We start from the raw sequence: 25,258 nt of genomic DNA on the forward strand, positions 1-25,258 counted from the left end.
CCCGTTGTCATGCCCTCTGCCCGTTATGCGCAGAGTCAACGGTTCTTACAGATCTGTCTTCAGCGACAGGGTGTCGGGGGCGAAGCCCCTGGCCTGGTAGAAGCGGATGGCGTCCACGTTGGCCGCGAAGGCGGACACGATCGCCTGGTTGGCGCCCTGCGCGCGGGCCCAGGAGAAGAACTCCTCCACCAGCAGGGCGCCCACCCCGCGCGACCGCGCGCTCGCCTCGACGTGGAGGCTCATCAGCGAGGCCACCACCGCGTCCGGCCTGGTCTCCCTCGGCGGCCCCAGTTGCGCGGTCAGGTGACCGACCGTGGCGCCGTCCGACCTGACCAGCAGCGCCAGGTTGCGCGGGTTGGTGATCATGTCGGAGTAGTACGGCTCGCCGCTGCGCTCCGCCCATTCCACGTCCACGTACGGATCACGCGTCCCGGCGTCCTCGCGGAAGAGCGCGGCCGCCGAGGCGATGAGGTCAGGCAGGTCGTCGAGCGTGGCGACTTCGATCTTGGGTTCCATGCCAGGGGATGCTATGCGGTGAGGGCGGGTCGGCGGGCTGCGTGCCGTACGGGGATGATGACGATCGCGGTGGTGGCGATGGTGACCACGGCCACCAGCGCCGCGAAGGCCGCGAGGGTCTGCGCGCCCGGGTGGGCCAGCGACTCGCCGCGCTGCGCCTGCCAGACCAGCAGCCCGGTGAGCCCCGCGTAGCCGAGCGCGGCGACGACGACCAGGGCGCTGCGGGTGGCGGCGCTCTCCAGCACCGGGAAGCGCCGGGCGAGCAGGCGCAGGCCGATCGCGAGCAGCGGGAGCGCCTGCAGTGCGTGGAGCCCGACGAAGTGCGAGACGCGCAGGTCACCCGCGCCGGTGGACCAGCCGGTGAGCGGCATGCCCGCGCCGCCGTCCAGCCCGCCGACGCTGTGCGCGCCCAGGACGCCCAGCGCCTTCGTCTGGCCGGGCCTGGGGGCGGTCATCAGGTAGCCGACGGACATCCCGGCCAGCGAGATCACCAGCCCGAGCGGTACGGCCCACGCCATCGGACGGTCCACGCGCCGCTGGAGCACCAGGAAGACGCCCAGCGCGAACGTCAGCACCCATCCGAGGTAAGCAGCCCCGCCCATGACCTTGAACATGGTGTCGTCGAAGGCGGTGCCGACGTTGAAGTGGCTGCGCACGCCGCGGGCGGCCTGGAAGGTGATCACCGAGATCTCCGGGACGACGAACAGCGCCACCGTCACGGTGCCGAGCCACCAGAGGGTGCGACGCCATTTCTGCGACTGGCCGATCATCCAGGCCAGCGTGAGCGTGTAGAGGGTGAAGGAGGCGGCGAACTTGAAGGGCTTGAGCCAGACGCCCTCGTCCATGACCATCCGGGGGTCGACGAGGAGGCCGATGCCGCTGAAGAGGGCGAGGAGGGCCATGGCTGCCGCGCAGAGCGCGAGGGGGCGGTGCTTCATGGGAATCAGCCTGCCGACCTGCGGGATCGTGAACCAGAGACTGGTTCACGACCCCGCTATGACATCGTCATACCTGCGCCACGGTCAGCGTCACCGCGTAGTGGGACGAGGCCGTCGCGCCGAACCGCTGGTTGTTGACGACCGCGCCGTAGCCCGCGCCGCTGGCCCAGTTCAGCTTCATGACCGGCGTGCGCGCACCGAAGTCGATGCGCCCGATCATCTCGGTGAACGCGCCGCCCGCCGAGTTGTGCGCGGAGAAGGCGACCGTGTTCCCGTTGACCTGGTACTTCCCGTAGAGCGGGTAGAGGTCGGTGCGGACGTTGGTGGTGTTGAAGGCGAACGTCCCGTTGGAGTAGAAGACCCAGTAGGCGTTGGCCACCCGGTTGTACGCGGATGTCTGCCAGGAGGTCTGCCCGGCGAGCTGCTCGAACCTCAGGATCTGTTGCGTACGGAGCCGGACCGTTCCAGTTTCCGCTGCGGCGGGGACCGTGGAGATCAGGGTGACGGCGGCGATGATGAGGATCAGTCTGCGGATCATTGGTTTCCCTCCCTGTTCCGGTGCACCCAACGCTAGGAATCGGGCCCCTCGGCGACCATGAGGTTGGGCTCACAGCTCCCCCACAGGAACGACCCGCGTCTATCGTGGGTCCATGGCCGAGGAGTCCTTCGCCCAGCTGTTACGCAGGCTCCGGATCAGCGTGGGGCTCACCCAGGAAGAACTCGCCCACCGCTCCACCGTGAGCACGCGCTCGATCAGCGACCTGGAACGCGCCATCTACCGTACGGCGCGCAAGGAGACCGCCCGGCTGCTGGCCGACGCGCTCGAACTGTCCGGCACGACGCGCGAGCTGTTCGAGACCACGGCGCGCGGCAAGGCCACCGACCCGGCGCTGTCCGCTGTGCTGTCCCTGCCCGTGCCGCTCACCCCGCTGATCGGCCGGGAGTCCGAGATCGCGACCGTGTGCTCGCTGCTCCAGCGCCAGGACGTGCGGCTGCTCACCCTGACCGGCCTCGGCGGGGTCGGCAAGACCCGCGTCTGCCTGGCCGCAGCGCAACGCCTGTCCCCCGACTTCCCCGACGGCGTGTACTTCGCCGACCTGACCGCGGCGAGCACCCCCGAGCTGGCCCTGTCGGCCATCGCCCAGGCCGCAGGCGTGCGCGACGACGGCCTGACGGATCATCTGCGCGGACGGCAGAGCCTGCTGGTCGCCGACAACTTCGAGCACCTCGCGGAACGGGCGCCGGAGATCGTCGGCGGCCTGCTCGCCGACTGCCCGGCGCTGACCTGCCTGGTCACCAGCCGCCGTACGTTACCCCTGCGCGGCGGCCACGAGATGGTGATCCGTCCCTTACCCGTCGACCCGGCCGTCGCGATGTTCACCCAGTGCGTGCAGTCCTACTGGCGCGAATGGACCCCCACGGACGTCGTGGCCGAGATCTGCGCGCGGCTGGACGGCCTGCCGCTCGCGCTGGAGCTCGCCGCGGCCCGCATGAAGCTGCTGTCCCCGCAGCAACTCCTCGACCGGCTCGGCCTCGGCGGCGAGCTGCGCGCCACGCTCGACTGGAGTTACGGCCTGCTGGACGAGGGCGCGCGCACGCTCTTCGCCCGCCTGACGGTGTTCTCCGGCGGCTGGACCCTGGAGGCCGTCGAGGAGATCTGCGAGTGCCGGCTCGACGACCTCGCCACGCTGGTCGACAACAGCCTGGTCCACCGGTCCGGCGACCGGTTCGTCTTCCTTGAGACCGTCCGCCAATACGCTCTCTCGCTGGGTGGGGGGCCTGACTCTCGCCATCTCGACTTCTTCGTCGCGTTCGCCTCGGCGGCCGACCGTGCGCTCGTCGGCCCTGATCAGCGGCGGTGGCTCGACCTGCTGACCGCCGACCAGGACAACCTCAGGCGGGCGATCGAGTACGCCCTGTCGATCGGCGACGCCGTACGCGCCCAGCAGCTCACCGGGGCCCTCTGGCGGTTCTGGGAGATGCGCGGGCACCTCGCTGAGGGCCGCGACTGGCTGGCCAGGGCGCTCGCGCTGCCCGGCGACAGCCCGCCGCTGGTGCGGGGGCTGGCCTTCAAGGCGGCGGGCAACCTGGCCAGGGACCACGGCGACGTGAAGGCGGCGCGTGCGCTGCACACGCGGGGCATGGAGCTGTTCGAGGCCGCGGGGCACCAGGCGGGCGTCGCGATCGCGCTGAACAACCTGGGCAACATCCTGCTCGACGAGGGTGACCACGCGGCCGCCGCCGGGCTGTACGAGCGGAGCCTGGAGCGGTTCCGCTCGCTGGAGGACGGGCCCAACATCGCGTTGCTGCTCAACAACCTGGCACTGGCGCTGCGCAAGACGCCGTCCACCCTCGTTCGTGCCGCTGGGCTGGCTCGCGAGAGCGTGGTCGCGTTCGGGGCTCTGCGGGACGCGCGCGGCGAGGCGCGGGCGGTGGAGACGCTGGCCCGCATCCTCGACCACACCGGCGACCACCGCGCCGGGGCGGACCTGCACCGTCGCGCCGTGTCCCTCAGGCACGCCGCGGGTGACCTGGGTGGGCTGGCGCGGTCCTTCGAGGGGTTGGCGCACGCGCTGGCGGCGCTGGGCGAGTGCGAGCGGCCGGTGTGGCTCCTGGGCCACGCGGCCGCCATCAGGGCCACGACCGGCGACCACAGGAACGCCGACGACGAGTTCGAATGGCAGACCACGGTCGAGGACCTGCGGGGCCGCCTGCCGTCCTACGACCACCACTGGACGGCCGGCCACACCGCCCCCACCACCGAAGCCCTTAAGTCAGTTGCCTGACTAACACAGCGTCCGAGTTCTGTGCTAACGTCTTTCTCAGTCAGCCAACTAACTAATTTTGGAGATTTCAATGATCGTCGTCACAGGCGCCACGGGGAACGTCGGCCGCACGCTGGTCCGCATCCTCGCCGAGCAGGGCCACGAGGTGACCGCCGTCTCCCGCCGCATCGCCCAGACCGACGTCCCGCAGGGCGTTCACACGATCGCCACCGACCTCGCGCAACCGTCCCCCCACCTGCCCAGCGGGCCGGACGCGGTGTTCCTCCTGGTGGGCGGGGACCTGATGATGGCCGGCGACCCCGCCCAGGTCGTCGCCCGGTTCGCCGGAGCGGGCCGGATCGTCCTGCTCTCCTCCCAGGGAGTGGCCAGCCGCCCGGACTCCCTGTCCCACGGCCGCGCCTTCGCCGCCTTCGAGCAGGCCGTCATGGACTCCGGAACCGATTGGACGATCCTGAGGCCGGGCGGCTTCGCCACCAACGCCTACGCCTGGGCGCCGTCCATCAAGGCCAGCCGCACAGCCGCCGCCCCCTTCACGGAGGTCGGCCTCCCGGTGATCGACCCCGACGACATCGCCGCCGTAGCCGCCGTCACCTTGACCCAGCCGGGCCACACCAAGGCGATCTACGAACTCACCGGCCCCGCCCCGACCACGCCACGCCAGCGCGCCGCAGCCCTCAGCGACGCCATCGGCGAGCCCATCACCTTCGTCACCCAAACCCGGGACGAGGCCCGCACGCAGCTCCTGACCTTCATGCCCGCCCCGGTGGCCGAGACCACCCTGGACATCCTCGGCACCCCGACCCCGCGCGAGCAGACCGTCAGCCCCGACGTCGAAAGGATCCTCGGCCGCGCCCCCGGCACCTTCGCCGACTGGGCCAAGCGCAACGCCCCAGCCTTCCGCTGACGTCTACCTTGGCGGGCGCGTCGACCACCACCGCAAGCCTGGGCGTTGTCACCCGGCAACGAAAAAGGCCACTTCTGAGTGTTCAGAAGTGGCCTTTGACCTGGGTGGAGATGAGGGGATTCGAACCCCTGACCCCTTCGATGCGAACGAAGTGCGCTACCGGACTGCGCTACATCCCCAAGGACCTGACCAGATTAGCAAACTCCCGGGGGTCCTCGCGCCACACATTTCAGTCGCCCACCGCGCGCCGTGGCGGTTCCGCGTACTGATCGAAGAGCACGTCCCCCTGACGGGCCGTGAACTCGATGATCTCGGCCTCGGCCTGCTGCGCCGCCAGCTCCTCCAGCCGCCGCCGCTCGCGGATCCGGCGCTGCCGTTCCGCGCGAGCCGCCATGGCGCGCTGCCGCCGCTCCCTGTCGACCCCCGTGGCAATGCGGAGGAACGTCATGTACGCGCCCATCACCACGATGGACGGAGCGATCCCCCACCATGGGATGATCTTCACGGCAGCGGTGATCACCGAGGCGATCATCAGGAGGGTGCAGAAGAACAGCAGCCGGCGACGACGGGCTACGATGATCGCGCGGTGCCTGGCCCGCATGTGCCGCATCTCCGCCGGCGTACGCTCAAGCGTGGGCGTGTCCTCCTCGACCCGCTCAGGCTCCATGAGCGAGGCGCCAGCGACCTGCTCGATCTCGGGCTCCACGGGCTCGACCGGCTCGACGTGCTCGGCGGCGTAGAACTCCTCGATCTCGGCGAGGTTGCTCTTGTCCCTGCGCAACCACATGGGAACCAGGACACACAGCCACATCACCACGATGGCCAAATAGAGGAAGACCGGACTCACGGCCACCTCCGGGCAGCATCAAAACGCCGTGCGACTGATGGCGTCTTGAATGTGCTCACGTCACGCACCGTAAGACCGCGTGTCACTAATTGACGAGCATTCGGTGCGGTGTGTCGCGAGATCGTCAAACCTCTTCTACTGAAGATCTCGCGCGACGCCACTGAACGAGCAAGCCGCGAGGGACGTCCTCCACAGTCAGCGCGTAGCAGATGTGGTCGCGCCAGGCTCCATCGATGTGAAGTTGGCGACGCCGAATGCCTTCTTCCCTGAAGCCGAGCTTTTCAACCACCCGGCGGCTGGCGTGATTCTCGGGGCGGATGTTGGCCTCGATGCGGTGCAGCCCGGTGGTGAAGAAGCAGTGGTCGACGGCCATGGCCAGCGCGGTCGGCGTGATGCCGCGCCCGGCGAGCGCGCCGTCCACCCAGTAGCCCACCTGCGCGGATCTGGCGGAACCCCACACGATCGCACCTACGGTGAGTTGTCCGGCGAAACGCCCCTGATAGGTGACGACCCAGGGCAGTGACAGGCCCTGCCTGGCCTCGCGGCGCAGCGTGCCGACCATGGAGACGTACGGCCCGAGGCCGGTTCTGAAGAGCGGCGTCTCCGGGTTGCTCGGCTCCCAGGGACGCAACCAGTCGGCGTTACGCAGCCGGGTGTCGCGCCAGACGCGCACATCCCTCAGCCGCAACGGCCGAAGGCTCACCGGCCCTTCGCTCAGCGTCGCAGGCCAGCCACGAAGTCGATCCACACAGTCATCATCCCCCGAACGGACACGAAGTCGCCACGAATCCGGCCGCGCGATCAGCCGCGTCGCAGATTCCCCCCACAAGACCCACCAGCGACGACCCTCACATCGGGGAACGGCCTGCCCCACAGAACGGCGTCACCCCCGAGAGATACGCCCCAGCCGTGCCGCCCCCAGAGGGCACCCAGCAGAAAGACCTCCCGCACAAATCTCCTTTCGCAAGGAGAGAGGAGCAGAGGTCCCAAGAAGGCGAAGGTCCTCAGGGGTCAAGGTCGTGAGGAGGCGAAGGTCGTGAGGAGGCGAAGGTCGCAAGGGAGATCCCCGGGGGTCAGCGCGGGTGGTCCCCGCCGCGGATCTGATCCACCGCATGCTGGAGAACCGTCCCCAGCACCGCCATCCCATCCCGAACCCCACCAGAAGACCCAGGCAGATTGACGATCAACGTAGACCCAGCCTGCCCAGCCAACCCCCGGGAAAGCACAGAAGCAGGCACCTTCTCCCGATTGACCTGCCGAATGGCCTCAGCGATCCCCGGCACCTCCCGAGTGATCACCCGAGCCGTCATCTCCGGCGTGAGGTCCTGCGGCGTGAGCCCAGTCCCTCCCGTAGTGACGATCACGTCATACCCGGAAGCAACCCCCGCCCGAAGCGCCGCCTCCACCGCGTCCCCGTCCGGCACCACCGTCGGCCCGTCCACGACGCCATCCACAACCGCCGAAAGCAACGAAACCAACAACGGCCCCGACTTGTCGGCATAAACCCCAGCCGACGCGCGATTCGACACCGTGATCACCAACGCCCGGATCATGGCCGAGTCCAGTGTCCGGTCTTGCCGCCCGTCTTCTCCTCCACCCGCACATCGGTGATCACCGCAGCGGGATCCACCGCCTTCACCATGTCGATCAACGCCAGCGAAGCCACCGTTACCGCGGTGAGCGCCTCCATCTCCACCCCGGTCCGATCGGCCGTACGGACCACGCAGGTGATCTCCACCCCCACGTCGACCACGTCGAGCGTCACGTTGACCCCGTGCAGGGCGATCGGATGGCACAGCGGGATCAGGTCAGGCGTCCGCTTCGCCCCCATGATCCCCGCGATCCGCGCCACCCCCAGCGCGTCGCCCTTCGGCACCTCCCCCGACCGCAGCAACGTCACGACCTCGGCGGACAGCAGCACCCTGCCGGTGGCGGTAGCCGTACGGACGGAAACGTCCTTGGCCGAGACGTCGACCATGCGCGCCGCCCCGGACTCGTCCAGATGGGTGAAACTCACAGCCTGATCACCTGCACAGACGCGCCTGACGGCACCTCGGTCACCGACTCGGGAACCACGATGAGGCAGTTGGCCGACGCCAGCGCGGCCAGCTGGTGCGAACCCTGGCCGTGCACGGGCGCGACCGTACCGTCGTCGGCCAGCACCCCGCGCAGGTAGGAGCGCTTGCCGTCCGGCGACCGCAGCGGGCCGATGACGTGCGCGGTCACCGTCTCGGGCGGCCCAGCGGGCAGCCCGCGCATCTTGCGCAGCGCGGGACGGACGAACAGCATGAACGACACGTACGACGACACCGGGTTGCCGGGCAGCGTGAAGATCGGCACCTGGTCCTCGCCCACGACGCCGAACCCCTGCGGCATGCCCGGCTGCATCGCCACCTTCTCGAACCGCACCGTGCCCAGCGGCGACAGCGCCTCCTTCACCGGCTCGTAGGCGCCCATCGAGACGCCGCCGCTGGTGATGATCGCGTCGGCGCGCACGAGCTGCGCGTCGAGGTGGTCGAGGAAGACGGCGGGATCGTCGGCCACCGTACCGGCGCGGAAGCCGTCACCGCCGGCTTCGCGGACGGCCGCGGTGAGCGTGAAACTGTTGGAGTCCCAGATCTGGCCCGGACCCAGCTTGGCCCCCGGCTCCACCAGCTCGGCGCCGGTGGACAGGACGACCACACGCGGGCGCGGGCGCACCCACACCCGGCGGCGCCCCACCCCGGCGATGATGCCGAGCTGGGCCGCGCCGATGTGCGTGCCCGCCCTCAGCACGACGTCGCCGGCCTGCACGTCCTCGCCCGACCTGCGTATGGCGTTGTTGAGCGGGACAGGCCGGTTGATCGTGACGTTGGCCGTGCCGCCGTCGGTCCACTCGACCGGCACGACCGCGTCCGCGCCCGCGGGCAGCGGCGCCCCCGTCATGATCCGTACGGTGTGACCAGGACCGATGGCGCGCAGCTCGTCGGAGCCCGCGGCCACGTCGTCGATCACCGGCAGCGTGACCGGCGCTCCGGCGACATCCTCGGCCCGTACGGCATAGCCGTCCATGGCCGAGTTGTCGAAGGGCGGCAGCGCCACCGGGGACACGATGTCCTCGGCCAGCGTCGTGCCCAGCGTCCGTTCGAGCTCCAGCTCCAGCGGCGCGAGCGTGCGCACCGTCGCCAGGATCTCGGCGAGGTGGGTGTCAACTGATTTCATCGAGGAACTCCCGCAACCACGGCACGAACTCGGGCGCCAGGTCAGGCCGGTCGGCGGCGAACCGCACGACCGTGCGCAGGTAGTCGAGCTTGTCGCCGGTGTCGTAACGGCGTCCGCGGAACAGCACGCCGTGCACCGGCCCGCCCTCGGCGGTCGAACGCCCGGCGAGCGTGCGCAGCGCGTCGGTCAGCTGGATCTCGTTGCCGCGCCCCGGAGGGGTGTTCTCGAGCACCTCGAAGACCGCCGGGTCGATGACGTAGCGTCCGATGACGGCCCAGTTGGACGGCGCCTCGTCCACCGACGGCTTCTCGACCAGGTCGGTCACCCGCACCACGTCGTCCTCCGAGGTGGGCGCGATGGTGGCCACGCCGTACAGGGAGACCTGCTCCTTGGGGACCTCCATGAGCGCGATGACGCTGCCGCCATAGGTGCTGCGCACCTCGATCATGCGTTTGAGCAGCTCGTCGCGGTAGTCGATGAGGTCGTCGCCGAGCAGGCAGGCGAACGGGTGGTCGCCGACGTGCTGCTTGGCGCACAGGACCGCGTGGCCCAGGCCCTTGGGTTCGCCCTGCCGTACATAGTGGAGGGTCGCCAGGGACGCGGGCTCGCGCACCTGCGAGAGGCGCTCGTCGTCGCCCTTGGCCTCCAGCGCCTCCTCCAGCTCGAAGGCGCGGTCGAAGTGGTCCTCGATCGACCGTTTGTTCTTGCCGGTCACCATCAGCACGTCGAGGAGCCCGGCGGAGGCCGCCTCCTCGACGACATACTGGATCGCGGGCTTGTCGACGATCGGCAACATCTCTTTGGGTGTCGCCTTGGTCGCGGGAAGGAACCGGGTGCCCAGACCCGCGGCGGGCACGACGGCTTTCGTCACAGGGTCGAAGTCAGCCATGGTGTAGACCCTAGTGGAGGTATCTGTGGACAAGCTGACGCTGCGCCGAGAGCTTATCGAGGCGCGCGCCTCACTCTCCCCGGAGCAAAGACGGGCAAACGCGACGAGCATCCGTGAATCCCTCCTCGATCAGCCGTGGGTCCAGATGGCCGGGCTGGTGGCGTGCTACTGGTCTACCGGGAGCGAGCCGGACACGCATGGCCTGATCTTCGCCCTGTGGAAACACGGCGCCACGGTGATCTTGCCTGTGCATAACCCCGACGACGATCTGGACTGGGCGGTCTATGACGGTCCCGACACCCTCAGCCCGGGACGTTCCGGGATCATGGAGCCGATCGACACCAGACGCGGCGTGGACGCGATCCGCACCGCCGCGCTGGTGCTCGTCCCGGCGCTGGCCGTCGACCGCGGCACGGGCGTACGGCTGGGCCGCGGCGGCGGCTCCTACGACCGCGCTCTGGCCAGGGTCGGGCCCAACGTGCCCACGGTCGCGCTCCTCCACGGCGGCGAGCTGATCGACGGCGTTCCCGCTGAACCGCACGACCAGCCGGTCCGCATTGCGGCGACCCCCGAGGGGATCACTAGGCTTATGTGAACCATGGAGCTAGATGTCTGGTTGCTGCTCGGGGCCGTCGTGGTCATCGCGGCCATCGCGTCCGTACGTGTGGCGCACCGTAGCGGCCTGCCCAGCCTCTTGCTCTTCCTCGGTTTCGGCCTCCTGCTCGGCAGCTCGGGCGCCGGGATCCAGTTCAACGACCCCGGCCTGGCGCAGCAGCTCGGGCTGACCGCCCTGGCGCTGATCCTGGCCGAGGGCGGTCTGACCACCAACTGGCGCCACGTGCGCGGGTCCGTCCCCACCGCACTGGTCCTGGCGACGGCCGGAGTGGGCGTCAGCATCGTGGTCGTGGCGCTCGCCGTCCAGGGACTGCTGGGCCTTGACTGGCGCGCCGCGCTCATCCTGGGCGCCGTCCTGGCCTCCACGGACGCCGCCGCCGTCTTCTCCGTCCTGCGCCGCCTGCCGTTGCCGCCGCGCCTGGCCGGGATCCTCGAGGCGGAGTCCGGTTTCAACGACGCTCCCACGGTCATCGTGGTGGTGCTGTTGAGCCAGGTTTCCAAGCCAATGCCGAGCTTCGCGCAGTTCGTCCTGGAGACCCTGCTCGAACTGGTCATCGGCACGGCCGTCGCCTTCGCCGTCGGCCCGGTGGGCGCCTATACGCTGCGCCGCGTCGCCCTGCCCGCCTCCGGCCTCTATCCCATCGCCGTCCTGGCGCTCACCTTCGTCGCGTACGGCGGCGCCGTACTGCTGCACGGCTCCGGATTCCTGGCCGTCTACGTGACCGCGCTGATCCTCGGCAATGCCAGGCTGCCGCACCGCGCCGCCACCAGGGGTTTCGCCGAGGGCGCCGCCTGGCTCGCGCAGATCGGGCTGTTCGTGATGCTCGGTCTGCTGGCGACTCCGAGTGAGATGTCCTCGTCCGTCGCACCTGGGCTGATAGCTGGAACGGTCCTCGTCCTGCTGGCCAGGCCGCTGTCCGTGGTGGTGTGCGCGCTGATCGCCTGGGTGCTGCGCTTCGACCGGATCAACCTGCGTGAGCAGGCATTCCTGTCGTGGGCCGGTCTGCGCGGAGCCGTACCGATCGTCCTGGCGACCATCCCCTGGGCCGCTGGAGTCGAGGGGTCGAAGGCGATCTTCAACCTGGTCTTCGTGATCGTCATCGTGTTCACCCTGCTCCAAGGGCCGACGCTGCCGTTCTTCGCGCGGCTCCTGGGCGTGACGGCGCCGGGCGAGGCGCGCGACATCGAGGTGGAGTCAGCGCCGCTGGAGGAGCTCAACGCCGACCTCCTGCAGGTCAAGGTGCCCCCGGGGTCGAAACTGCACGGCGTGGAGGTCTTCGAGCTGCGCCTGCCCGCCGGAGCCGCTGTGACGCTGATCGTGCGTGACGGCAAGTCCTCCGTACCCACAGACACCACCAGAATCCGGGCGGACGACCTCTTGCTCGTCGTGACGACGGCGGAATGCCGCGACCAGGTCGAACGGCGGCTGCGCGCGGTGGGGCGCCGCGGCAAGCTGGCCGGATGGCACGGTGAGCAGGGCTCGGAATGAAAGTTTGACCTCATCGGTTAGCATTAGCAGTCGCATAGGTCGAGTGCCAGTCCAGAGGAGGAGCGCGTGCCCACCTACCAGTACGCCTGCAACAACTGTGGTGAGCAGCTGGAGGTCGTCCAGAAGTTCTCCGACGACGCGCTGACCGTCTGCCCCAACTGCCAGGGTGAGCTGCGCAAGGTCTTCTCAGCCGTGGGCATCGTGTTCAAGGGCAGCGGTTTCTACCGTACGGACAACCGTTCGTCCTCCACGTCGACCCCGGCGACCACCACGCCTTCGAAGCCCGCCGAGACGAAGACCGAGAGCGCGCCCGCTCCCGCCTCGACGACCAGCTAGTCCGGTCTGTCCGACTGCGCGCCGAGCAGTTCTGGCGAGATGCGATCGAGCAGCTCGTCCAGCTCAGGGCTCGGCCCCCAGTCCGCGACCAGGCGTTTCAAGCCGTCGCGCGTGTGACCGAGCAGTTGCTCGGCCATCTGGTCGCCCTGCGCCGTCAGCCGCAGTGACTCGCCGTCCGCCGACCGCCTGACCAGCCCCCTGTCCACGAGCTGGTCGACGTACGGCCGGCCTTCCGCCCTGGTGACCTCTGCGCGCCGCGCCAGGTCGTTGGCCAGGACCCAGCCCTCGCCGCCCAGCCTGGCGACCACCCAGACGCTCTGCGGCGGCACGCCGTCGAGCCCCGCCATGGCGCCGAGCCTGGTGTAGTAGTCCTTGCGCAGGTCCGCGTCCGCCAGCCGGACGAGACCCCGCTCGACCTCGGCCAGCGACGACCGCTCCGCCGAGGTGGCGCCGATGCCCTCGCCGATGTCGACGGCCTTGATCGTCTCCCTGAGCTTCTCTTCCGGGATGAACCAGGACAGCAGGAACGCCACGAACACGATCGGCGTGGCCACCGTGAAAACGGACGAGATCGCGTCGGCATAGACGTGCAGGAAGTCCGCTTTGAGTACGGCGGGCAGGGTCTGGATGACCGTCGGATCCGCCTGCACCCTCGACGGGTCGAACCCCGGCGGCATGGGGGTGGTCGCGACGACCTTGGTCAGCTCGTCGTTGAGCCGCGACGTGAAGATCGATCCGAGTACGGCGACGCCGAACGAGCCGCCGATCGAGCGGAAGAACGTGGCGCCCGAGGTGGCCACACCCAGGTCCTCGTAGCCGACGGCGTTCTGCACGACGATCACCAGCACCTGCATGACCAGCCCGAGGCCGCTGCCCAGAATGAACAGGTAGATGCCCATGGTCAGGGTCGAGCTGTGCTCGGTCAGCGTGGAGAGCAGATACATGCCGACGGTGGCTATGGCCGTTCCCACGATGGGAAACACCCGGTATCGGCCGGTCTTCGCGATGAGCTGGCCGCTGATGATCGACATGCCGAGCATTCCGACCATCATCGGCAGGAGGTGCAGCCCGGACATCGTGGCGGTCACTCCGTACACGACCTGCATGAACAGCGGCAGATAGGTCAGCGCGCCGAACATGCCGAAACCGACCACGAATCCCACGGCCGACGACATGTTGAACACCCGCAGCTTGAAGAGCCGCAGCGGCAGCACGGGCTCCTTGGCCTTCATCTCGACCAGCGCCCACAGGCCGACCATCAGGAGCGCGGCGGCGATGAGCCCGATGATGACCGGGTCGCTCCACGGATAGGTCGTTCCGCCCCAGGTCGTCATCAGGACCAGGCACGACGTGGCGCCGCCGAGCAGCACGATGCCCGCGTAGTCGATCTTGTGCTTGGTGCGCTCGCTCTTGCCGGGGAGCACGGCGGCGATCACGATCAGCGCGATGACGCCGATCGGCAGGTTGATGTAGAACACCCAGTGCCAGGACAGGTGGTCGACGAACAGGCCGCCGAGAAGCGGGCCGATCACGCTGGAGACGGCGAAGACGCCGCCGAAGAAGCCCTGGTAGCGTCCACGCTCGCGGACCGGGACCACGTCGCCGACGATCGCCTGGGCCAGCACCATCAGGCCGCCGCCCCCCAGCCCCTGGAGGCTGCGGAACGCGATCAGCTGGCCCATGTTCTGGCTCAGCCCGCACAGCGCGGAACCGACCAGGAAGATGACGATCGCGGCCAGGAACAGCGATTTCCTGCCGTACTGGTCGCCCAGTTTGCCCCACAGCGGCGTCGAGACCGTCGAGGCCAGCATGTAGCCCGTGACCACCCACGACAGCTGCTCCAGCCCGCCCAGATCGCTGACGATCGTCGGCAGCGCCGTCGAGACGATCGTCTGGTCGAGCGCCGCCAGCAACATGCCCAGCATGAGCGCGATGATGATGAGGCCTAGGCCCTTTTGCCGCATGTCCGGATCATACAATCCGTGATTGTTTGACTACTTTCCGGAGTGGTCTGTCCACAGCGTTCTACGCTTGCTCGCGAGTTGTCCACAGGCCGGGCTCGACCCCTCGCGCTTCCGCGCCTTCCCGCTAATCTCTGCTGCATGCGCGCAGACATCGGTGTGATCGGCGGTTCCGGCTTCTACTCCCTGCTCGACGACGCGGAGGAGATCGAGCTGACGACGCCCTACGGCCCGCCGAGCGACGTCGTCACCGTGGGACGGGTCGGCTCGCGTTCCGTCGCCTTCATCCCCAGACACGGCAGAGACCATCGCTTCCCGCCCCATCGCATCCCCTACCGGGCCAACCTGTGGGCGCTGCGCTCGCTCGGTGTGCGCCAGGTCCTGGCGCCGAGCGCCGTCGGCTCGCTGCGCGCCGAGCACGGACCCGGCGCGATCGTCATCCCCGACCAGCTGGTCGACCGCACGTCCAGCCGTGTGCAGACCTATTACGACATGAACGGCGCCGTCCACGTCTCGTTCGCCGACCCCTACTGCCCTTCAGGCCGTACGGTGGCCGTCTCGACGGCGCGCTCCGGTGGCTGGGAGACCGTCGACGGCGGCACGCTGGTCGTGATCGAGGGGCCGCGCTTCTCCACCAGGGCCGAGTCCCAGTGGTTCGCGGGCAACGGGTGGACCATCGTGGGGATGACCGGCTTCCCCGAGGCGGTGCTCGCCCGCGAGCTGGCGCTCTGCTACACCTCGCTGTCTCTGGTGACCGACCTGGACGCGGGCGTCGAGGCGGGCGAGGGGGTCACGCACGAGGAGGTCATGGCGTTCTTCGCCACCAACGTGGCCAGGATGCGCACTCTGGTGGCCGACGCGGTGGCGGCGCTGCCCGAGGATCGCACGTGCCCGTGCGGCTCGGCGCTCGACGGCATCAAGCTCCCCTTCGACCTCCCCTGATGCGTGCCTGGATCCGCCGGTTCGGTCGGCGTCGTCGCCTCGTGGCCGCCGCGCTTGTCGGCGTGTCCCTGTTGTGCGTCCTTACCGCGCTCGCGCCGGGGCAGCCCGGCGCCTCCGTGCTGGTCGCGGCGCGCGATCTCGCGCCCGGGGTGCTGGGCACCGCCGACCTGTCGCTCGCCGCTCTGCCGCGCTCCGCCGTACCCGATGGGGCGCTGACGGCCGGCGCGGTGGGCCGGGTCCTGGCCGCGCCGATGCGCAGGGGCGAGCCGCTCACCGACGTGCGCCTGGTCGGCACCGCCCTCCTCGCCGCGCTGCCGCCCGGCGCCGTGGCCACGCCCGTTCGCATCGCCGACCCGGACGCGGCCCGGCTCATCGCCCCAGGCTCGCTGGTGGGCGTCCTGGCCGCGTGGGAGGGCGGGCAGGCGGCCCAGCTCGTCGCCGACGACGTCACCGTGCTCGCCACCCCGGCGACGAACGACGACCACGGCGCGCTCGTGGTGCTCGCCACCACCACCGCCCAAGCCGGTCAGCTGGCCGCGGCCCAGGCCGGAGGGCGGCTGTCCTTGACCATCAAACGCCACTTAGAGTGATCACTTGGATACGATCTGCTGCATGAGTGGTTTCAAGAAGTTCCTCATGCAGGGGAACGTGATCGATCTGGCCATCGCGGTCGTGATCGGCGGCGCGTTCAGCGCCATCGTCAACTCCTTCGTGGCAGACCTGCTCACGCCGTTGATCTCGGCGTTCGGCGGGCTGCCAGACTTCTCGACGCTGAAGTTCACGATCGGCCAGTCGAACTTCATGTACGGCAACTTCATCAACGCCGTCATCTCGTTCATCCTGATCGCGGCCGTCATCTACTTCATGGTCGTGAAGCCGTACACCCACTACAAGGACAAGGCGGCGAGCAAGGAGGAGGCGACACACCGCGACTGCCCCGAGTGCCTGTCGGAGATCCCGAGGGCGGCCAGCCGCTGCGCGGCGTGCTCCGCCCAGGTCACGCCCGTCTAGAGGATCGAGTCGGCCTTCGGGTCATACTCCCAGTGCCAAGGCTCGAAGGGGCTGCTGTAGGCCCAGTCGGGATGGATCCATCCGTACCGCTTGCCGTTCTTCTCCAGCCAGTTGAACTGGACCGAACGGAAGTTCTGCACCCCTCCGCACAGGTCGACGGCCAGACCCAGGCCGTGGTTGCTGCGCCCGGGCACCGCTGCGAAGCCCGGGCGCCGGTAATAGACCGACTGCTGCTCAGCCAGGCTCCGGTAGGCGTCCGTGACGCAGATCTGCTTGCCGAACTGTTTCCTGTAGGCCTCGTTGAGGCTGACGAACGCGATCGCGGCGTCCGCCCTGAGCAGGTGCCCGCGCTGCTGCAGCGGGCACAGCAGCTTGCTCGGGATCAGGCCGTTGGGATAGTCGTTGGCCAGCGTGACCTGCAGCGGGTTGCACCCGAGCGCGCCGCGCCCCACTTTGTCGATCTTGATGCCCAGCTTCACCAGCGCGGCGGTGAGCGATTTGACGACCTTGTCGGAGCGCTTGCGCAGCGTGTCGATCTCGGCCGACATCTGCGCCTCGGCCAGCAGGTTGCCCGCGCGCAGCTCCTGCGCCTCCGCTGCCAGCTTCTCCGTCTGCTGGTAGAGCTGGCTGGTCTGCTGGACCGCCTGCTGACGGACCGCGACCATCTGCCCGGAGTCGGCCATCGCGCGCAGCGTCTTGATGTTCGCCTCGCCGGTCATGAACGGCACCACGCCCTGGCCGAACGGCTCCTCGTAGAGGAGTTGCGCCATCTCCGCGACGGGGCGGCGGCTCACGGCCAGGTTGCGCTCAGCGGCCTGCAGGGCGTCGAGCTTCTCCTTGAGCTGCTTCTCGGTGGCGGCGATGGTCGCGCGCCGCTGCTCCAGCGCCTTGGTGGCGTCCTCGAGCTCCTTGGCGCTGCGCTCCGCTTCCTTGCGCAGCTCGGTGAGGTTGGCCGGGTCCTTGGCCTGCGCTGCGGCGGGCTGCCCTGGGAGGAGGAACAGAGAAGTCATCGCCACAAGGACCGCGATCAGACCCGCTGATCGTGGGGATGGCACGTTCGACTCCTCCGTTTGCACTCTCGTTACCTGGGTCAGGCACGCACGTTACTACAGCCCCCTCGATGCCCGGACCCAACTCTGGAGAGCCGTTATGTTCCCAAATAGCCATTTGTACGGCTTCCGCTCCCGCTGCTCGCCTGGATCGCTCACGAAGGCCCTCGCTCGTGCTCCCTACACAGCTCCCACAACCACGTGTCCTCCCACTCCCCAGGGCACGCCGTACCGGTGCGCACCGGCCGCGAAGGCGACCGCCGCACCACGACAGCGGTGCTGTCCTCCCTGACCGGCCCAGGCTCTGCCTGCGGGCCAGCAGACTCATGCACCGGCTGAACAGGTGCAGGAACCACCCCTTCATAGGTCAGATCAGGACTAGGCGGCGGAGCCAGGACCGACTCAAACACCGCACTCCCCACCTTCTTCACCACCGGCTTTTCCGGGGTCGCCGACGGATAGCCGGTGAGCTCCCCCACCAACAATCCGCCCGCGAGAATCGCAGGGGCTAGGAGAGCCGCGAACAACACGACAGGCCGTCGCGTACGCATTTGTTGACGTCGCCTTCTGGTCACGAGGGCGACGTTAGCCAGGGCTTGGGAGGAGCAGGCGGGGCGCTTGCCATGCCTTTACCCCAGCTCAGAGCAGCCATGACCGAGACAGCGGAAGTTGGTGCGGGGCGGGGGCGCATGTAGTGGTGAAGTTTCGCTAGGCTAGGGGGGTCCGCCTCCGTAGCTCAGGGGATAGAGCACCGCTCTCCTAAAGCGGGTGTCGCATGTTCGAATCATGCCGGGGGCACAGGGTTTGACCAGGCATTTTGTCGTCTGACCTGCATCTTCTCGCCTTGCGTGACAGGAGAAGATGCAGGGCAGAGGCGGCCGAGAGCAGCCAAATGCAGCCGTAGGCCAATGATCGCGGGACATACGCGGGACGATCTTCAGGCTGTTTTCCCAGCTCACGTCCACGGTGTAGGCATGAGAAAGGCCCCGGTGTATGACCGGGGCCGAAGGCTTTCGAATGTGGACTACTCGTCGAGGGCATCGTTGATTTTGCCATTGGCCTGGTCCTGCTGGCCGTCCATGCACTTGGCGTAGACGCGGAGGAGCACGTCAACGCTGTGACCAGCACGCTTGGCTACCTCGGTGGCCGGGACTCCGGCGTTCAGCCAGAGCGAGACCGCCGCGTGGCGCAGGTCGTACGACAGGGCAGCCAGCGACGAGGCGACTTGTACCGGGGTCAGCACCAGCCGCCGGGCTTCCTGCCAGACGTAGGAGTACGCCGAGCTGGAGTACGAGCCGTCTGTTGCCGTGCGGAACAGCCTGCCGTCATCCGCTGTGCCGTACGCCTTGATGTGCGCTCGGAGCATCGCGACGAGGACCGGAGGGATCGGGATCTCCCGCGTCTCCTTGTCAGCCCGGTGCTTGAGGTTTCTCGACTCGTGGGTCTCCCCTGAGTTGGTCCACCGCTTTGTGGCCTGAGGTCGCGCCCTTTCCAGGATGATCAGGCCCCAGCCTGTCTCTGGCAGGGTGCAGTCATTGCGGCGTAGGTCTGCCGCTTCTTCGGGGCGTAGCGCGGCGTAGTAGACGCAGGCGAACAGTGCCTTGAGCCGAGGGCCGCGCGTGTACCCGACTTTGGGGATCGCGCTCAGGAGCGCCTTGGCTTGGGTTGGGTTGACGACCACGCGCGGGTCTACGACGGTGGCGGCCTTGGGCGGGGTCCACTTGATCTCGTCCAGCGGGTTGCTTGTGAACACCTTCTGTTCCACCGCTTGCTCCAGGAGGTGATGAAGGATGGCCCTCTTGCGCCGTACCGTGTTGGCCCCGGCTTCCTTGCCTGCGAAGGTCACCGAGATGGCGTCGAGGGCGGTCCGCAGTACCCGTGCCTCTCGGAGTGCCGACAGCGGGAGGGAGGCTTTCTCCATCCAATGCAGGGCTACGGCATGCTCGGCGGACAGGTCGGCCCGCCTGTCTTCAGGTAGCAAGGCGTGAGTGCGCAGCGCTTCCCGCAGGTCCGCCACATCGGGGCGGCCCGGCTTGTCGGTCACCAGGGCGGGAATCAGCGAGAGCAGCGCGTAGGCGTCCGTCTCGCGGGTTCTCGCCGCCGAGGTGCGCCAGCGGCGAAGAACGTGGGATTGCGCGAACTCCAGGAATGACGGACCGGTGGATTCCCCCTCGATCATGGAGACCGGCAGGCCAGTGGCGAGGTCGAAGGCCTCCCCCGCCTTGGTCGCCTGCCTCAGGTTGGACAAGAAGGCGTTGGCGAGACCCTTCGTCCGAAAGCTCTTGGACTTGGGTTTGCGCGCGACGGTCCAACGCACGATGTAGGCGGCAGTCGGGCGGTCTGACCGGTGCTGGATGTCGCCGAGCTTCACGTCGTATGTGGTGTTCACACCGCCTCCCGGTGACCGTCGAGCCAGTTCGTGAGGTCGCTGCGCCAGACGCGAAGCTCATGGTTGGGGAGCTGGATGCAGACCGGTGCGCGGCCGAGTTCGCGCCAGCGATAGAAGGTGCGGCGGGAGACTCCGCCCAGCTCATCTAGGACCTGGGCGACGGTGAGCAGTTCGTCTCGTCTACTCATCGGGCACCACCGTCCATCCCTGGCAGGCGGGTTCCGGTGAGCGCGGCGGCGAGGAGCTGGTCTCCGGCGGAGTGGCCCTTACCGGCGTACTCCCATTCGCTGACCACGAGGACGGTGTCCTCGTCGAAGAGCGGGAGGCGTCCGGTCGTGATCTCATGGTCTCGGGCGTGGACTTCGCGGGCAGCGCGCAGGGCGCCAAGGGTGGTCGAGTAGGCGCGGGAACGGGTGGAGAAGTGGCCCCGGAAGCCGAGCATGTGCGCCCATTCGGCGAGCCGGAGGTCCTTGAGCTCGTCTATGGCGCCGAGGCTCATACACTCGGCGATCAGACGTTTTGCATGGTCGCGGAGGTTGAAGGCGTCGAGGTTGTCCAGAGGGTTGATGCGGCGATCCAGGGTGCCGACGCATTCGGCGGCTTTGGTGGCGTACTTGGCGATGTAGCCCGCCACGGCTTGTTCGGTGAGGTCACCGGTCATCGTGATGGGGCGGATGTCGAGCTGTGCGCCCCACTTGAAGAGCCGGGCGGGCTGGTTGTCGAGGGCGGGGATGAGGGCGCTGACGACACGGGCGGCGTGCTGTACGGCTTGCGCCAGGGCGTCAGCGGTTGCCCAGGCCGGGGGCTGCGCTGTGGGGCCGCCGGGGCCGTCGAGACGGATCACGGCGTGGAAGTGGACGACGCCACGTCGCTGGTACTCGGCGACCTTGGCGAAGGAGACAGTCAGGTTCTGGCGAAGGTCTTTGAGGGCCAGGCCGCCAAGCTTGGCCAGGTAGCGGCGGAGGGAATCGGCGAAACGCTTCCAGAGCAGCGGGGCCAGAGCGTTGAACAGGGCCGAGCCCGAGTAGTCGTAGCAGTCGGGGCACAAGGGCTCCCCGAGGCGCTTGTCGTCTGGGTTGTGCTTGGCCGTACAGGACATGACCCGCCCGTGAGGACAGGTAGCCGCATTGCGGCGGGCATGGCAGGGCAGGACCTTGCCGTACTTCTCGCGGCGGGTGTGGACCGCACCGAAGGACGGGGCGGTCAGCGTGACGAACAGGGTCGGGTGTGTCGTGACGGTGTCGGGGACGCCTTTGCCTCCGATGAGGCCCGCGCGGATGAGGTGGTAGGTGTCGGCGCGGTAGATCTCGGCGCAGGCCGGGCAGCGGGAGGCGCGGCGGGTCTTGCACGGCAGGCGAAGGACGCCGTCAGGTTCGGTCCTCGTGGTGTAGCGGTGGAGCAGGTTGCCCGTGGCGGGGTCCCAGTGTTCGACCTTGCCGCGTAGGTGGATTGGCTGTCGACATCCGCCGGTGGCGTGGATCTGGGCTGCCCAGCGGTCGTAGTCGGCGGCGTTGAGTCGGGTGATCATGCTGGTGATGGCGTGCGCATTGCTGATGTTTGTGGGCAAGATGGAGGCCTCCTTTCACTCGTTCGGGTGAGGGGATGGCCCCCGACCTGGCGTGTGTCTTGGCGGATGTACGGCCAGGCCGGGGGCGCTGCGCTTTATGCGCCGTGGTTGTCGATGCCGGTGCCGTCGCAGTCGCGGCACCGTTGGTCGTCCGTGAGGCCGGTTCCGTTGCAGGTGCAGCAGCGGTAGCGGGTCACCGGGAGCGGTTCGTCCAAGGCTGATCACCTCCCCTCTTTGGGCAGGGTGTTGACGTAGATGCGCCAGTGACGGGGCCGGGCGCGGTCGGGATAGACGCGGGAGACGTCGGAGACGGTGAAATTCAGACGCAGGCGGAACAGGGCGTCGACGATTTCGGCCCGGGTGCCGTCAAGGCGGATTCGCATGATCGGGTTCTCCTATTCGGGGCTGACGTAGCCCTGGTAGCTGGTTTCGGCCAGGTGGCGAGCGCGGGCAGCGGACAGGATGGCCACGGCGCGGTACTCGACGGGGCCGAAGTGGATCGCGGTTCCGTAGTGGCCGTGCGGGACCTCGTCGACCTCGACGGGAGTACCGAGCTGGGCGGCGATCTCGTCGACTTCGGCGCACAGCTCGGCGTCGTCGACTCGGCGGGGGAAGTGGTGGACCGTGGCGCTTCGGGGGACGGGGAGGTCCGGGTTGGCCTCCAGGAACGCGGCCAGGTCACGCAGGCCGGTGATGAGGGCGGTTCGATTCGTCATCGGTGTTCTCCCTTCTGGTCAGGCGGTTCGCAGAGTGTTGAGCAGGTCGGAGGCGAGTTGGTTGGAGACACCCAGGCGCGAGCGGAGGGCGTCGCGGGTGATGGGCTTGCCATGTTTGGTGTGGTGTTCGTCGGCGACGCGGCGGGCGTAGTCGACGAGGGCCGGGGCGGGGCCGTCCTGCGGTTCGTCCTCAACGGCCAGGACGGGGACGATGTCCGGGGACGGCTCAGGACGAACTTCGGCCGCGCGGCGTTCCAGCATGGAGACGGCGATCAGGAAGGCTCCCGCCGGGGTTGCGGCGGTGATCCAGCCCCAGACGGTCGGGTGTGCTTGGGCCAGGTTGGCGGCCAGGGATAGGACGACGCCGCCGGAGAGGACGAGGACCGGCCAGGAGAGCCGGCCCCGCCGTACTCGCGCTGTCTTCTTGTCGCGCTGACGCTCCCTGGCGGCCATGACGCAAGTGAGGTCGATGCACACCGCCACGGCCCAGGACATCCAGCCGGTTTGGCCGTGCTCGGCGGCGGTGTCGCGGATGTGGGTGAACGATCCGGCACCCGCGATGGCGGCTAGGACGAGGATCGGGCCGGTGTCGAGCAGCCAGCAGGCGAAGCGTCGCATCGTTCCACCCCCTTTCAGGCGTTGATCGGCTTGGCAAGATGGGCGGTGACTTCGGCCCATGGCGGCGTGAGGTCGGCATAGTCACGAGCTGCGTGTTCTGCTGTTTGCTCGCTGACGTAGAAGGAGCGGGCGCGGTACCACTGGCCGTCGGAGGAGGCCACGATGGCCACGCCGGGGGTGTCGGCGGCGATGGTGCGGGCGGAGGCCAGGGCTGCGGGGTCGAGGTCGCCGAGGGTCATGGTCGCGGTTTCGGGGTCGTTGACCCGGTGGCAGACGCGGCCGGAGCACTGGGCGCGCAGGGCGGTGACGCCGGGGCCGAGGTCGGAGCCGATCCGCTGGCCGCAGCAGAACAGGTAGATCCCGAACGCCCGCCCAAGTTGGGCCACCCGGAGGAGTGCGGTGGAGGTTTTGGCGATCTCGTCTTTCTCGGACTTGTCGGCCATCAGGTAGAGCTCTGCGAGTTCGTCCACCAGGACGACGACGGGGACAGGACGGATTGCGGGCGGGAGTTGCCAGATGTTGCGGGCGGCAGCCTGACGGCACAGGCCCATGCGATCGATCATCAGGCCGACCAGGTCAGTCAGCAGATCGACGGATTCGGCGCGGTCACACGCCAGGGCGGAGAGCCGAGGAGCGTAGGGGGTGAACTCCACGCCGCCCTTGAGGTCGAAGCCAACCAGGGCGACCGGCTGTGGGGACAGGCCGACGATTAGAGCGTTGGCGAGGTTGGACTTGCCGGACTGCGTCGCGCCCGCGTTGATCCAGTGCGGGATGGTACGAAAGTCAACGACCCAAGGCTTGCCGGTCTCCAGACGTCCCACAGTGACCTTCAGCAGATCAGGCGAGGGCGGGAGTTGGTCGACCTTGACCAGCGGATCGCGCATGGTGGCGGCCAGCCGTACCCGACCTGGCTTGTCGCTTGTGACGCGGACGGCGTGGACGCCCCAGGAGTGGGCGAGGCGTTCGGCGGCTTCGGCGTAGTCGCCGGGGGTTTGACCTTCGAGGGTGTGCAGGGTGACGCGCCAGCCGTACCGGGTCGGCATCGGCAGCCACATGAACGGTTTGGTGTCGACGGCGACCCGTTGGAAGCGGCGGCGGACCTTGACGAGGCCGGTGGAGGCGATCGCGCCGGGGACGGTGGTGAACCACCAGCGTTGGCGCTTCTTGGTGAGGTTGCAGCCGAGGGCGACGCGCCGCCAGGACGCGCGCACCGAGACGGCCATGAGTGGGTAGCCGAGGGTGAGCCAGAAGGAGGGGTAGTGCCAGCGGCGCCAGGCCCACAGCCCGACCGCCGTAGCGGCCAGGACTGCAAGCGCGAGGAGCGGGTCAGGCATCGGCGGCCTCCCGTGCGGGGAGCAGGGCCGAGGCGCGGTAGGCGATGCCCCAGCGTCCGGCGATCTCCCAGACGTAGCCGAGCAGGTTCACGGCGTTGACCGCGTCACCGGGCTTGATGGGTGGCTCGCCGGTGATACCGATCTTGATGAGTTCGATCCGACCGAACTCGTCTTCTACCGACGCGGTGATCTCGTAGATGGTGTTGCCGTTCTTGTCGGTCTTGATCTCGCCGGTGTCGCGGTTCAGCACGCGAGGGGCCGGGGCCTTGACGCAGGTGATGGCGAGCTTGGTCGTGTCCACGGGGATGGGGACGGTACGCATGGGTGGTGACCTCCTTTTCGTCGTAGTCAACATAGTTAACCTAGTTGGCCAGGTTGTCAATGTTGGCTTGGCTGTCTTGGTGTGGTGAGATTGGAAGCGATGGTCGAGAACACCGGGCGACCCGGCTACCTGCAGATCGCTGACGATCTCCGCGCGCAGATCCGAGGCGGCTCTCTCGCGCCCGGAGCCCCGTTGCCATCGACGACCCAGCTCGCTGAGCAGTACGACGCTTCGCTGTCGCTGGTGAAGATGGCCGTCAGAGAGCTGCGGACCGAGGGCCTTGTGGTTGGCCAGCAGGGCAAGGGCGTGTTCGTCCGGGACACTGAGGCGCCCGTTGATGAGATCGCCGAGTTGCGCTCTGCCGTACACGATCTGTCGGTACGACTGGCGCGGGTCGAGGAGCAGCTCTCTACGTCCACTGAACGCCCCTGACCATCTGAGCTCCGACGCTGGCGCTCATGGCCCGGTCCTTGCGGTGGATGCTCACGACGATGGCCACGAAGCCGACCGGGATAGCGAGGGCGAGCACGGCGGCGACGATGAGTGCGATCATGACCAGATCACCCCGGACTTGCCGCTGTTGCGCGGGCCGCGCGGAGGCCGCCGGGTCTCGCCGCGCCGCCGCTTGTTCCTGGCGGCCTGCTTCTTGATCCAGCGGTCACGGGCAAGGCACTTGAGGCAGCGCGACTGTCCCTCTTCGAGTTGTGCGCCGCACTCGCAGGTGGGGGCCGGGTAGATCTCGTTGGTCATCGTGATCACCTCTCCTTCCGGTTGCTGTTGTTGCTTGCAGACCGAGAATGCGACGGAGAGTCAGGACGAGATCACTAC

Annotated in this window: 30 protein-coding genes and 2 tRNA genes; 10 read left to right on the forward strand and 22 right to left on the reverse strand. The window is 68.4% G+C overall.

What is annotated here, in order from left to right:
* Positions 1-45: 45 nt before the first annotated feature.
* The 3 genes from ACIBG8_RS48745 to ACIBG8_RS48755 form a co-directional block, all read right to left on the reverse strand.
* Positions 46-516, reverse strand: coding sequence for a GNAT family N-acetyltransferase (locus ACIBG8_RS48745; RefSeq protein WP_397350161.1), 471 nt, complete (start codon positions 514-516; stop codon positions 46-48).
* Positions 517-527: 11 nt separating this feature from the next.
* Positions 528-1,454 carry a hypothetical protein gene (locus tag ACIBG8_RS48750; RefSeq protein ID WP_397350162.1) on the reverse strand — a complete coding sequence of 309 codons (927 nt, stop codon included), beginning with the start codon at positions 1,452-1,454 and terminating at the stop codon, positions 528-530.
* Between the two features lie 67 nt (positions 1,455-1,521).
* Positions 1,522-1,992 (reverse strand): hypothetical protein, encoded by a 471-nt coding sequence (locus tag ACIBG8_RS48755; protein ID WP_397350163.1) that lies wholly within the window; start codon positions 1,990-1,992, stop codon positions 1,522-1,524.
* Positions 1,993-2,104: 112 nt separating this feature from the next.
* Between ACIBG8_RS48755 and ACIBG8_RS48760 the strand changes: the two genes are divergently transcribed.
* Together ACIBG8_RS48760 and ACIBG8_RS48765 are read left to right on the forward strand one after the other, a co-directional pair.
* Positions 2,105-4,240, forward strand: a complete 2,136-nt coding sequence (locus ACIBG8_RS48760) for an ATP-binding protein (protein WP_397350164.1) — start codon at positions 2,105-2,107, stop codon at positions 4,238-4,240.
* A gap of 70 nt (positions 4,241-4,310) precedes the next feature.
* Complete coding sequence (locus tag ACIBG8_RS48765) at positions 4,311-5,144, forward strand: SDR family oxidoreductase (RefSeq protein ID WP_397350165.1); 834 nt, start codon at positions 4,311-4,313, stop codon at positions 5,142-5,144.
* 105 nt (positions 5,145-5,249) lie between these two features.
* Here ACIBG8_RS48765 and ACIBG8_RS48770 read toward each other — a convergent pair.
* The 7 genes from ACIBG8_RS48770 to galU form a co-directional block, all read right to left on the reverse strand.
* Positions 5,250-5,323, reverse strand: a tRNA-Ala gene (locus ACIBG8_RS48770).
* 50 nt (positions 5,324-5,373) lie between these two features.
* A complete protein-coding gene (locus ACIBG8_RS48775; RefSeq protein ID WP_397350166.1) occupies positions 5,374-5,991 on the reverse strand; it encodes a hypothetical protein in 618 nt (205 codons plus the stop codon).
* A 124-nt stretch (positions 5,992-6,115) separates the two neighbouring features.
* Positions 6,116-6,739 (reverse strand): GNAT family N-acetyltransferase, encoded by a 624-nt coding sequence (locus ACIBG8_RS48780; RefSeq protein ID WP_397350167.1) that lies wholly within the window; start codon positions 6,737-6,739, stop codon positions 6,116-6,118.
* A gap of 325 nt (positions 6,740-7,064) precedes the next feature.
* The gene (locus ACIBG8_RS48785; RefSeq protein WP_397350168.1) at positions 7,065-7,544 is read right to left on the reverse strand and encodes a molybdenum cofactor biosynthesis protein B; all 480 of its coding nucleotides are present in this window, start codon (positions 7,542-7,544) and stop codon (positions 7,065-7,067) included.
* The gene (gene moaC / locus ACIBG8_RS48790) at positions 7,541-8,008 is read right to left on the reverse strand and encodes a cyclic pyranopterin monophosphate synthase MoaC (RefSeq protein WP_397350169.1); all 468 of its coding nucleotides are present in this window, start codon (positions 8,006-8,008) and stop codon (positions 7,541-7,543) included. Before moaC ends, ACIBG8_RS48785 begins: the two co-directional genes overlap by 4 nt.
* Positions 8,005-9,192, reverse strand: a complete 1,188-nt coding sequence (gene glp / locus ACIBG8_RS48795) for a gephyrin-like molybdotransferase Glp (RefSeq protein WP_397350170.1) — start codon at positions 9,190-9,192, stop codon at positions 8,005-8,007. Before glp ends, moaC begins: the two co-directional genes overlap by 4 nt.
* A complete protein-coding gene (galU, locus tag ACIBG8_RS48800) occupies positions 9,179-10,081 on the reverse strand; it encodes a UTP--glucose-1-phosphate uridylyltransferase GalU (RefSeq protein ID WP_397350171.1) in 903 nt (300 codons plus the stop codon). The genes glp and galU overlap by 14 nt, the downstream gene beginning before the upstream one ends.
* 25 nt (positions 10,082-10,106) lie before the next feature.
* Here galU and ACIBG8_RS48805 point away from each other — a divergent pair, with 25 nt between their 5' ends.
* The 3 genes from ACIBG8_RS48805 to ACIBG8_RS48815 all read left to right on the forward strand — a co-directional run bounded on the left by ACIBG8_RS48805 (position 10,107) and on the right by ACIBG8_RS48815 (position 12,521).
* Positions 10,107-10,676, forward strand: coding sequence for a 5-formyltetrahydrofolate cyclo-ligase (locus ACIBG8_RS48805; protein WP_397350173.1), 570 nt, complete (start codon positions 10,107-10,109; stop codon positions 10,674-10,676).
* 3 nt (positions 10,677-10,679) lie between these two features.
* Complete coding sequence (locus tag ACIBG8_RS48810) at positions 10,680-12,185, forward strand: potassium/proton antiporter (RefSeq protein WP_397350174.1); 1,506 nt, start codon at positions 10,680-10,682, stop codon at positions 12,183-12,185.
* A gap of 66 nt (positions 12,186-12,251) precedes the next feature.
* A complete protein-coding gene (locus ACIBG8_RS48815; protein WP_397350175.1) occupies positions 12,252-12,521 on the forward strand; it encodes an FmdB family zinc ribbon protein in 270 nt (89 codons plus the stop codon).
* Here ACIBG8_RS48815 and ACIBG8_RS48820 read toward each other — a convergent pair.
* Entirely contained in the window at positions 12,518-14,485 is a 1,968-nt protein-coding gene (locus ACIBG8_RS48820) for an MFS transporter (RefSeq protein ID WP_397350176.1), read from the reverse strand. The two genes, ACIBG8_RS48815 and ACIBG8_RS48820, sit on opposite strands and share 4 nt — an antisense overlap.
* Positions 14,486-14,623: 138 nt before the next feature.
* Between ACIBG8_RS48820 and ACIBG8_RS48825 the strand changes: the two genes are divergently transcribed.
* From ACIBG8_RS48825 to mscL, 3 genes are read left to right on the forward strand one after another with little or no spacing between them, the layout of a single operon-like run.
* Positions 14,624-15,424, forward strand: coding sequence for an S-methyl-5'-thioadenosine phosphorylase (locus tag ACIBG8_RS48825; RefSeq protein WP_397350177.1), 801 nt, complete (start codon positions 14,624-14,626; stop codon positions 15,422-15,424).
* Positions 15,424-16,014: an SAF domain-containing protein gene (locus ACIBG8_RS48830; RefSeq protein ID WP_397350179.1), complete on the forward strand. Its 591-nt coding sequence runs from the start codon at positions 15,424-15,426 to the stop codon at positions 16,012-16,014. The genes ACIBG8_RS48825 and ACIBG8_RS48830 overlap by 1 nt, the downstream gene beginning before the upstream one ends.
* Before the next feature lie 22 nt (positions 16,015-16,036).
* A complete protein-coding gene (gene mscL / locus ACIBG8_RS48835) occupies positions 16,037-16,435 on the forward strand; it encodes a large conductance mechanosensitive channel protein MscL (RefSeq protein WP_397350180.1) in 399 nt (132 codons plus the stop codon).
* On the opposite strand, the gene ACIBG8_RS48840 is transcribed toward mscL, so the two are convergent.
* Positions 16,432-17,445: a D-alanyl-D-alanine carboxypeptidase family protein gene (locus tag ACIBG8_RS48840; RefSeq protein WP_397350181.1), complete on the reverse strand. Its 1,014-nt coding sequence runs from the start codon at positions 17,443-17,445 to the stop codon at positions 16,432-16,434. The genes mscL and ACIBG8_RS48840 overlap by 4 nt on opposite strands.
* A gap of 764 nt (positions 17,446-18,209) precedes the next feature.
* Here ACIBG8_RS48840 and ACIBG8_RS48845 point away from each other — a divergent pair.
* Positions 18,210-18,282 (forward strand) — tRNA-Arg (locus ACIBG8_RS48845).
* 226 nt (positions 18,283-18,508) lie between these two features.
* Here ACIBG8_RS48845 and ACIBG8_RS48850 read toward each other — a convergent pair.
* The 8 genes from ACIBG8_RS48850 to ACIBG8_RS48885 all read right to left on the reverse strand — a co-directional run bounded on the left by ACIBG8_RS48850 (position 18,509) and on the right by ACIBG8_RS48885 (position 24,430).
* On the reverse strand, positions 18,509-19,855 hold the full coding sequence (locus tag ACIBG8_RS48850; protein ID WP_397350182.1) for a tyrosine-type recombinase/integrase: 1,347 nt from the start codon (positions 19,853-19,855) through the stop codon (positions 18,509-18,511).
* Positions 19,856-19,869: 14 nt separating this feature from the next.
* Positions 19,870-20,061, reverse strand: a complete 192-nt coding sequence (locus ACIBG8_RS48855) for a helix-turn-helix transcriptional regulator (protein ID WP_397350183.1) — start codon at positions 20,059-20,061, stop codon at positions 19,870-19,872.
* Complete coding sequence (locus ACIBG8_RS48860; RefSeq protein ID WP_397350471.1) at positions 20,058-21,401, reverse strand: replication initiator; 1,344 nt, start codon at positions 21,399-21,401, stop codon at positions 20,058-20,060. The genes ACIBG8_RS48855 and ACIBG8_RS48860 overlap by 4 nt, the downstream gene beginning before the upstream one ends.
* 260 nt (positions 21,402-21,661) lie before the next feature.
* On the reverse strand, positions 21,662-21,823 hold the full coding sequence (locus ACIBG8_RS48865) for a DUF3970 family protein (RefSeq protein WP_397350184.1): 162 nt from the start codon (positions 21,821-21,823) through the stop codon (positions 21,662-21,664).
* 12 nt (positions 21,824-21,835) lie between these two features.
* Positions 21,836-22,156, reverse strand: coding sequence for a hypothetical protein (locus tag ACIBG8_RS48870; protein WP_397350185.1), 321 nt, complete (start codon positions 22,154-22,156; stop codon positions 21,836-21,838).
* 18 nt (positions 22,157-22,174) lie between these two features.
* Entirely contained in the window at positions 22,175-22,774 is a 600-nt protein-coding gene (locus ACIBG8_RS48875; protein ID WP_397350186.1) for a DUF2637 domain-containing protein, read from the reverse strand.
* A 14-nt stretch (positions 22,775-22,788) separates the two neighbouring features.
* Positions 22,789-24,108: an FtsK/SpoIIIE domain-containing protein gene (locus tag ACIBG8_RS48880; protein WP_397350187.1), complete on the reverse strand. Its 1,320-nt coding sequence runs from the start codon at positions 24,106-24,108 to the stop codon at positions 22,789-22,791.
* On the reverse strand, positions 24,101-24,430 hold the full coding sequence (locus ACIBG8_RS48885) for a hypothetical protein (RefSeq protein WP_397350188.1): 330 nt from the start codon (positions 24,428-24,430) through the stop codon (positions 24,101-24,103). Before ACIBG8_RS48885 ends, ACIBG8_RS48880 begins: the two co-directional genes overlap by 8 nt.
* Before the next feature lie 99 nt (positions 24,431-24,529).
* Here ACIBG8_RS48885 and ACIBG8_RS48890 point away from each other — a divergent pair, with 99 nt between their 5' ends.
* Positions 24,530-24,862, forward strand: a complete 333-nt coding sequence (locus ACIBG8_RS48890) for a winged helix-turn-helix domain-containing protein (RefSeq protein WP_397350189.1) — start codon at positions 24,530-24,532, stop codon at positions 24,860-24,862.
* Here the strand turns inward: ACIBG8_RS48890 and ACIBG8_RS48895 are convergent.
* Both ACIBG8_RS48895 and ACIBG8_RS48900 read right to left on the reverse strand, forming a co-directional pair.
* Entirely contained in the window at positions 24,840-24,983 is a 144-nt protein-coding gene (locus ACIBG8_RS48895) for a hypothetical protein (protein ID WP_397350190.1), read from the reverse strand. The two genes, ACIBG8_RS48890 and ACIBG8_RS48895, sit on opposite strands and share 23 nt — an antisense overlap.
* Complete coding sequence (locus ACIBG8_RS48900) at positions 24,980-25,180, reverse strand: hypothetical protein (RefSeq protein WP_397350191.1); 201 nt, start codon at positions 25,178-25,180, stop codon at positions 24,980-24,982. Before ACIBG8_RS48900 ends, ACIBG8_RS48895 begins: the two co-directional genes overlap by 4 nt.
* Positions 25,181-25,258 lie beyond the last annotated feature (78 nt).

It is taken from the genome of Nonomuraea sp. NPDC050556 (genome assembly GCF_044457355.1).
Taxonomy (GTDB): domain Bacteria; phylum Actinomycetota; class Actinomycetes; order Streptosporangiales; family Streptosporangiaceae; genus Nonomuraea.

Excerpts from the sequence above, each read along its gene's own strand:
- ACIBG8_RS48855 (WP_397350183.1), bottom strand. The coding sequence starts at position 20,061 with ATGAGTAGACGAGACGAACTGCTCACCGTCGCCCAGGTCCTAGATGAG.
- ACIBG8_RS48810 (WP_397350174.1), top strand. The coding sequence starts at position 10,680 with ATGGAGCTAGATGTCTGGTTGCTGCTCGGGGCCGTCGTGGTCATCGCG.
- ACIBG8_RS48875 (WP_397350186.1), bottom strand. The coding sequence starts at position 22,774 with ATGCGACGCTTCGCCTGCTGGCTGCTCGACACCGGCCCGATCCTCGTC.
- ACIBG8_RS48820 (WP_397350176.1), bottom strand. The coding sequence starts at position 14,485 with ATGCGGCAAAAGGGCCTAGGCCTCATCATCATCGCGCTCATGCTGGGC.
- ACIBG8_RS48825 (WP_397350177.1), top strand. The coding sequence starts at position 14,624 with ATGCGCGCAGACATCGGTGTGATCGGCGGTTCCGGCTTCTACTCCCTG.
- ACIBG8_RS48760 (WP_397350164.1), top strand. The coding sequence starts at position 2,105 with ATGGCCGAGGAGTCCTTCGCCCAGCTGTTACGCAGGCTCCGGATCAGC.
- ACIBG8_RS48865 (WP_397350184.1), bottom strand. The coding sequence starts at position 21,823 with ATGCGAATCCGCCTTGACGGCACCCGGGCCGAAATCGTCGACGCCCTG.
- ACIBG8_RS48860 (WP_397350471.1), bottom strand. The coding sequence starts at position 21,401 with ATGATCACCCGACTCAACGCCGCCGACTACGACCGCTGGGCAGCCCAG.
- ACIBG8_RS48765 (WP_397350165.1), top strand. The coding sequence starts at position 4,311 with ATGATCGTCGTCACAGGCGCCACGGGGAACGTCGGCCGCACGCTGGTC.
- ACIBG8_RS48830 (WP_397350179.1), top strand. The coding sequence starts at position 15,424 with ATGCGTGCCTGGATCCGCCGGTTCGGTCGGCGTCGTCGCCTCGTGGCC.
- ACIBG8_RS48785 (WP_397350168.1), bottom strand. The coding sequence starts at position 7,544 with ATGATCCGGGCGTTGGTGATCACGGTGTCGAATCGCGCGTCGGCTGGG.
- ACIBG8_RS48755 (WP_397350163.1), bottom strand. The coding sequence starts at position 1,992 with ATGATCCGCAGACTGATCCTCATCATCGCCGCCGTCACCCTGATCTCC.
- mscL (WP_397350180.1), top strand. The coding sequence starts at position 16,037 with ATGAGTGGTTTCAAGAAGTTCCTCATGCAGGGGAACGTGATCGATCTG.
- ACIBG8_RS48890 (WP_397350189.1), top strand. The coding sequence starts at position 24,530 with ATGGTCGAGAACACCGGGCGACCCGGCTACCTGCAGATCGCTGACGAT.
- ACIBG8_RS48745 (WP_397350161.1), bottom strand. The coding sequence starts at position 516 with ATGGAACCCAAGATCGAAGTCGCCACGCTCGACGACCTGCCTGACCTC.
- galU (WP_397350171.1), bottom strand. The coding sequence starts at position 10,081 with ATGGCTGACTTCGACCCTGTGACGAAAGCCGTCGTGCCCGCCGCGGGT.
- ACIBG8_RS48840 (WP_397350181.1), bottom strand. The coding sequence starts at position 17,445 with ATGACTTCTCTGTTCCTCCTCCCAGGGCAGCCCGCCGCAGCGCAGGCC.
- ACIBG8_RS48885 (WP_397350188.1), bottom strand. The coding sequence starts at position 24,430 with ATGCGTACCGTCCCCATCCCCGTGGACACGACCAAGCTCGCCATCACC.
- ACIBG8_RS48895 (WP_397350190.1), bottom strand. The coding sequence starts at position 24,983 with ATGATCGCACTCATCGTCGCCGCCGTGCTCGCCCTCGCTATCCCGGTC.
- ACIBG8_RS48750 (WP_397350162.1), bottom strand. The coding sequence starts at position 1,454 with ATGAAGCACCGCCCCCTCGCGCTCTGCGCGGCAGCCATGGCCCTCCTC.
- ACIBG8_RS48900 (WP_397350191.1), bottom strand. The coding sequence starts at position 25,180 with ATGACCAACGAGATCTACCCGGCCCCCACCTGCGAGTGCGGCGCACAA.
- ACIBG8_RS48870 (WP_397350185.1), bottom strand. The coding sequence starts at position 22,156 with ATGACGAATCGAACCGCCCTCATCACCGGCCTGCGTGACCTGGCCGCG.
- ACIBG8_RS48880 (WP_397350187.1), bottom strand. The coding sequence starts at position 24,108 with ATGCCTGACCCGCTCCTCGCGCTTGCAGTCCTGGCCGCTACGGCGGTC.
- glp (WP_397350170.1), bottom strand. The coding sequence starts at position 9,192 with ATGAAATCAGTTGACACCCACCTCGCCGAGATCCTGGCGACGGTGCGC.